Annotated in this window: 3 protein-coding genes, 1 tRNA gene and 2 pseudogenes; 2 read left to right on the top strand and 4 right to left on the bottom strand. The window is 36.7% G+C overall.

The features are described from left to right. Positions 1–123: 123 nt before the first annotated feature. Positions 124–762 (top strand): annotated as a pseudogene (locus E0E16_RS13330) (ATP-binding protein); the annotation flags it as partial. A gap of 56 nt (positions 763–818) precedes the next feature. Next, positions 819–1,043, top strand: a complete 225-nt coding sequence (locus tag E0E16_RS13335; RefSeq protein WP_130830690.1) for a hypothetical protein — start codon at positions 819–821, stop codon at positions 1,041–1,043. Between the two features lie 180 nt (positions 1,044–1,223). Here the strand turns inward: E0E16_RS13335 and E0E16_RS13340 are convergent. The 4 genes and pseudogenes from E0E16_RS13340 to E0E16_RS15050 form a co-directional block, all read right to left on the bottom strand. Further along, positions 1,224–1,305 (bottom strand) — tRNA-Leu (locus E0E16_RS13340). 199 nt (positions 1,306–1,504) lie between these two features. Further along, complete coding sequence (locus E0E16_RS13345) at positions 1,505–2,299, bottom strand: HincII family type II restriction endonuclease (protein WP_130830691.1); 795 nt, start codon at positions 2,297–2,299, stop codon at positions 1,505–1,507. Next, the gene (locus E0E16_RS13350) at positions 2,296–3,837 is read right to left on the bottom strand and encodes an Eco57I restriction-modification methylase domain-containing protein (protein WP_130830692.1); all 1,542 of its coding nucleotides are present in this window, start codon (positions 3,835–3,837) and stop codon (positions 2,296–2,298) included. Before E0E16_RS13350 ends, E0E16_RS13345 begins: the two co-directional genes overlap by 4 nt. A gap of 109 nt (positions 3,838–3,946) precedes the next feature. Next, positions 3,947–4,056 (bottom strand): annotated as a pseudogene (locus E0E16_RS15050) (ISAon1 family transposase); the annotation flags it as partial.

The raw sequence follows: 4,056 nt of genomic DNA on the forward strand, positions 1-4,056 counted from the left end.
ATTTATACATTGTTGATTTGCAAGATTTTACCATGCAAAGATACAAAAACTTGTAGATATATACAAATAATAGAAAGGCTATTTTATTGATAATCAATAGGTTATTTACTTTTCAAGGGACGACTAGTTAACGCTTGCTGCCACCGTGCCTACAATATCAAGGGTACGGAAATCCAAATTAAGATGTTTGACAATCGCCTTGTATTCGAATCGCCCGGCAGATTACCTGGAATGGTCAAGCCCTCTAACATCCGTCATACACATTTCTCGCGCAATCCAGAAATAGCCCAATTCCTTAAAGCATACGACTTTGTAAAGGAATTTGGTGAGGGTGTGGATCGAGTGTGCAGAGAGTTGGAAGCTAATGGTACACCACATTTATCTTTCCATCTTGATGATTTTATTTTGAAAATTACAATACCGAAGGGTTCATCTCAAGTTAAAAACCAAATAAATGCAACTGCAAATGCAGAAAAGAGGACTGTAAATGCAACTGTAAATACCCCAAATGCAACTGTAAACAGCAAGAACCTTATTAAGAGGTTAATTGAAAAGGCAACTGTAAATGGAGAAAAGCTCACAACTAATCGTATATCCATCTTGCAGTTAATGGTTGAAAATCCTTATATAACTAAGGATGAAATGGCAACAATTACAGGACTGAATGGAAGTACTATCATGCGAAATATTGAAAAAATGCGTGGCAAATATCTTCGTAGAGTAGGCTCTGATAAAAATGGTTTTTGGGAAATCATATACTAAAATAACGTGAGTTCGACGAATTAGATAAAGGTTTGAAGATTAATGAATGATACACCATGGATTTGGTAAATTTATGTAGTAAGCTCAAAAAGGGAACAGTTTACCTCAAAGATGACTACGAGGACATTGTTTTAAGAATTGTAGTTATAGATAAATCAACACACTGTTTTATAAAGCGTAGAGGACGTAAAGAAGTTGAGGTTGATTCTACGGACAAAGATATTTTTGAGTCTAAGATGTACGGTTACGAAATCAGCAAAGAAGAATATGAAAAATTCTAATAATTACATGAAGGCTATCTAACTCCGGGTAGCCTTTTTTATTCCTATTGAGGTCGGAATGTAGAACCTCAACATGAGCCGAAACCAAATATTTTCCGAAATGTTGCACCAATGTTCCAACAAAAAGAAAGGAAGTAACCACATCTAATTGATATTCAGTTACTTCCCTTTCTTATAAAGTACCCAGACCCGGGATCGAACCGGGATGGATTGCTCCACTGGTGTTTGAGACCAGCGCGTCTACCGATTCCGCCATCTGGGCAAAACGCTTTTCTTATAAAAGCGGTGCAAAGGTACAAAAAAAATATAGGCAACACAAATTTTTTACAAAGAATTTGAAAAAATAAAACAGAAATCAGGAGACAGCCGGCAAAATACCTAAACGATAAAGAACTGAAACTCACCAAGATATAGCCAGCCTGTTTCTTGTCAGAAAAGAGCAGATGGAATGTTGTTTTTCCTTAACTGTTTTCTGTGTTCAAAATATATTTTCGGAAAGGTTCAATAAACTTTTCACGCATCATAACCATTCTTGTTTCTGCACTGTCCACAAATACTTTCAGGTAATGTCTTGCCCACTCCTCCATTGTTCCACTCCAAGATTGATCAAGATCGCAAACGTGAAATTGTATCTGTAGAGCTGCACTCCAATTTATATAAAGTGCTTCGGGTTTTGCTTTAAATAGATTTGCATAATGCGCATCAGTACATCTCAAATGTTTTTCCTCTTCAGTCCAATCTATTTCAATATAATCAATCCCCAAAGTATCAAATTCTTCATTGTCTATCATCAGTGCGCACATCCTTGCTAATTTGTAAGCTGACACTATGTTAGGTGCCATTGCAGACTTATCAATGTTTCTTGTTTTCACATCTATGATACCATAGTAGTTTGGTTCATGGTAGAGTATATCTGCCGTATCATTCTGTTTTTCTTCAAATAGATTTTCCGGTGTCCATTCCTTTGTAGCTTTGTTTCCCCTATTCAGCAAAAATAAAGCTGTCGGAGAATCAAACAGGGCATATTTTTGTTCAACGGTTATATGCTTGGGGTGTCTCAAGTATATATCGTTGAGATATTCATATTGTTTGAAAATGTTATTTGGGTATTTCTGTTTTAATATTTTATACACGCATTTTTCAAAAGGTTCTCCGGCAGCATGCCCTGAGAGTGTTCCGGCCGATGCTTTGTTTGGACGTTCAACCCTTTGGTTTTTCATTCCTTTCGTTAGTTTTTCAAAGTCTTCCTTTTTCATAATTCCAATCTCTTAAAATAACTGTCAATATGTTTTATATGCGCAGACTCTCGGCTTTTCAGATATTCTCGCACTTCTTTTGTAATCATTGCATGCAGTCTGACTTCCTCTTCCGATTGCCAATTGATGGGACGAAATGGAATACTTGCAATAGGTGCTTCCGAAAACTCCACAATGGCACCTTTTACAATCCCATTCAATATAAGCCATTCAAAAACATCTTCACTGTTCAGATAGGCTAAAATATATTCGATAGACTCTTTGCAGCACGGCTTCTTAAATATGGCTGTTACATCCTGCGTCGGATAATATTCTTCCGAAGCATAACAAAATCTGAAATAATCTTTGTTGGAAACACGTTCTTTGCATGGAACGAAAATTCTCGGCTCGTTTCGTTCAAACATCTTTTGGTTTCTCGGAAAAACAAACTCCCAATAAGGAATATCCCTTTGATAGCTGTACCTATTGGCAAGTTTGTCTAAATAAGGTTGAAAATGCGCTGCAAAATGGGGATATTTTTTGCAGAATTCTTTCTCTGAGATCCTCTCTTGAACAAAGATGTACGGAGTAAAAGCTTTCGATTTGTAGGGACAGAGGTCTTTGGCTTTTATCACTTTGATGAGCTTTTTCTTCTCTGCCACATTCAACGGTTTCACATCCTTCAACTGAAATGCCACATCAAGTCCGGAAACCATACCATTTCCAATGTCGCAGAAGTCGCCAATGCGATGAAGTTCTTTCTCAAACAGATTACTGTTGAACTTTACACATTTGTTTTCAAAATTCTCCAACCGCTTTTGTGTATCTTTCGTTGCCAAAAGCCATCTGCTGTTTTCTTTGAAATGTGGAATTACACAAAAGTCAAAGCAACTCTTGTCTGCCAATTCCTGCTGCGTAGGCAGCCCCTTACTCTTATTATATTGATAGAGCATAATGGATGTTCGCTTCTCTGAACTCTTGATAAATCTAAAAATAATGAATGAAGCTGTTACCTTTTCAAAGAGTGGTGTCTCCTTGAAATGATAGATTTCAGTGAAATATCCCTGCCTGCACATATAGTTACGCAGCGTTTCGGAATGAGTGGTATTCATCCAGTATTCCGTACAAATAAAGATCAACTCTCCGTTTTCTTCAAGATGCTCAATGCTTTTAAGAATAAAGATGAAAAGATAGTCGCACAAACTGTTAAAGTATTGATTCCATAAATCATTTTTTGATAACTCTTTTTTCAGTTCCGGCTCTATGTTTTTCCACCTTATATAGGGAGGATTGCCTATGACAACATCATACTTTTCAGCAGTGGATACTGATAAAAAATCGACAAATCTGATACAATCATGGTGCGCCCCTAATGTCGGGTCTATTTCGTAAGCAGTGAGGTTTTGAAATCCATGTTGGAAAAGAAAATCAAGAAAAACGCCCTTACCACAAGATGGTTCAAGTATTCTACTGTCTTTCTGATGAGAAATCAGCGATACCATGAAGTCTGCTATAATGGGAATGGTAAAATATTGCCCGTACTTATTTTTCTCTATCATTGAATATTCGTACTTGTAATAGTGCCACAAACTTACAAAAAAAAATCCGTTTTTGTGTTGATAAGAAAAAGATTTTAGCCTTTCAGCCTGATAACGGCTCAGTAGAAAATCAGTGGGGATATGCGTATAGATTTGCAATTCTGAATAGGAAGAACTTCTTGTCTGCCACTCCTCTTAGATTAGCTCGGAAAAGTTTAATTTTGGCATTGAACGATTCTG

Source organism: Prevotella rectalis, from assembly GCF_900607215.1.
Taxonomy (GTDB): domain Bacteria; phylum Bacteroidota; class Bacteroidia; order Bacteroidales; family Bacteroidaceae; genus Prevotella; species Prevotella brunnea.

Bases quoted from the DNA above. Each gene is read 5' to 3' on its own strand.
- E0E16_RS13335 (WP_130830690.1), top strand. From the start codon at position 819: ATGGATTTGGTAAATTTATGTAGTAAGCTCAAAAAGGGAACAGTTTAC.
- E0E16_RS13345 (WP_130830691.1), bottom strand. From the start codon at position 2,299: ATGAAAAAGGAAGACTTTGAAAAACTAACGAAAGGAATGAAAAACCAA.
- E0E16_RS13350 (WP_130830692.1), bottom strand. From the start codon at position 3,837: ATGATAGAGAAAAATAAGTACGGGCAATATTTTACCATTCCCATTATA.